This is a genomic window from Hydrogenophaga electricum, from assembly GCF_030160815.1.
Lineage (GTDB): Bacteria > Pseudomonadota > Gammaproteobacteria > Burkholderiales > Burkholderiaceae_C > Hydrogenophaga > Hydrogenophaga electricum.
This window is the reverse complement of sequence record NZ_BSPB01000120.1, coordinates 1-1,829: the sequence shown is the minus strand read 5'-3', so window position 1 is coordinate 1,829 and position 1,829 is coordinate 1. Positions and strand designations below refer to the sequence as shown.

The window sequence follows — 1,829 nt, the reverse complement described above, 5'->3', positions numbered from 1 at the left end:
TGGTTGAATACGCGCTGGCGGGCCACCCCTCGCTTGGCGCCGCCCAGGCCCGCCTGGCGCGTGCGGCGTCGGCCGTGTCGGCACAAGCGGCCACTGGCGGCCCGCAGGTCGGCCTGAGCGCCGACGCCACCCGCCAGCACTTCAGTGCCAACAGCATCTACCCGGCCCCGCTGGGCGGTTCGACCCGCACGCTGGCCAACGCGCAGTTCGCCGGCTCGTGGGAGATCGACTTCTTCGGCCGTCACCGCGCCGCGCTCGAAGCCGCCGTGGGCAGCGAGCGCGCGGCCGAGGCCGATCTGGCCGCCGCGCGCCAGTGGCTCGCCACCCAGGTGGTGCAGGCCTATGTGCAACTGGCCCTGCTGAACGACCAGCGTGGTGTGGCGCAACAGTCGTGGCAGCAGCGCCAGGACCTGCTGGCCCTGACGCGCCAGCGTGTCGCCGCCGGCTTGGACACCGTGGTGGAACTGCGCCAGGGCGAGGGCGCGGTGCCCGACGCCCGCCAGCAGATCGAGGCTATCGACGAGAAGATCACGGCCACCCGTCTGACGCTGGCGGCGCTGACGGTGCAGGTGCCCGAAGCGCTGCAGGCGCTGGCGCCGTCGCTCGCGGGCCTGAAGGCGCTGCCGCTGCCCGGCACGCTGCCGGCCGACCTGCTGGGCCGCCGCGCCGACATCGCCGCCGCGCGCTGGCGCATCGAATCGGCGGGGCAGGCGGTGCGCTCGGCCAAGGCCCAGTTCTATCCCAACATCAGCCTCACCGCATTTGCCGGCCTGTCCAGCATTGGGCTTGACCAACTGGTCGAATCCGGCAGCCGCCAGTACGGCATCGGCCCGGCGATCCACCTGCCGGTGTTCGACGCCGGCGCGCTGCGCGCCCAGCTGGGCGTGCGCACGGCCGACCTCGACGCGGCGGTGGCGAGCTACAACGCCGCCGTGATCGACGCGGTGCGCGAATCGGCCGAGCAGCTCAACGTGCTGGGCTCGGTGGCCCGCCAGCAGGCCCAGCAGGCCCGCGCTCAGGCGGCGGCCGAGTCGGCCTACGACATCGCGCGCCAGCGTTACGGTGCCGGCCTGACCAGCCACCTGGTGCTGATCCAGGCCGAATCGACCGTGCTGTCGCAACGCCGGCAGGCGCTGGACCTGCAGGCCCGCGCCCTGGCTGCCCAGGCGGCGCTGGCGCGCGCCCTGGGCGGCGGCTACGTGCCGCAAGCCTGAAGACCGCTGAGAGAACCCCTTTTCCCGAACACCCCGACGCCTCCGAGACCACCATGAACGCTCCCGCCCAGCCTTCCGAATCCCGTTCAAACAACCCCGCCCGCCGCCAGGCCCTGACGGCCGTCGCCACCGCCGTGGCCGTGGCCGGCATCGCCTATGGCGCCTACTGGGCGCTGGTGCTCAACCACTACGAAACCACCGACAACGCCTACGTGTCGGGCAACGTGGTGCAGGTCACGCCGCAGATCGGCGGCACCGTGCTGGCCATCGAGGCCGAAGACACCGACCACGTCAAGGCCGGCCAGACCCTGGTGCGGCTGGACCCGGCCGACGCCCGCGTGGCGCTGGAGCAGGCCGAGGCGCAACTGGCGCAGACCGTGCGCGAGGTGCGCACCCTGTACGCCAACAACCGCACCGCGCAGTCGCAGGTGGCCACCCGCAACGCCGACCTGGCGCGCGTGCGGGCCGAGCTGGCGCGGCTGGAGGACGACGTCAACCGCCGCCAGCCGCTGGTGGCCACGGGTGCCGTCGGGCGCGAAGAGTTCGAACACGCCCGGGCGCAACTGACGGCGGCCCGCAGCAGCGCCGCCGCGGCCGAATCGGCCCTGCAGGCAG

The 1,829-nt window shown here is 73.4% G+C and carries 1 protein-coding gene and 1 pseudogene; both read left to right on the top strand.

The window, feature by feature from the left end; genetic code table 11:
• The coding region (locus QQK43_RS23010; RefSeq protein WP_284309614.1) for an efflux transporter outer membrane subunit at positions 1-1,214 on the top strand (1,214 nt) is incomplete at its 5' end.
• A 53-nt stretch (positions 1,215-1,267) separates the two neighbouring features.
• Positions 1,268-1,829, top strand: a pseudogene (locus QQK43_RS23005) (EmrA/EmrK family multidrug efflux transporter periplasmic adaptor subunit); the annotation flags it as partial.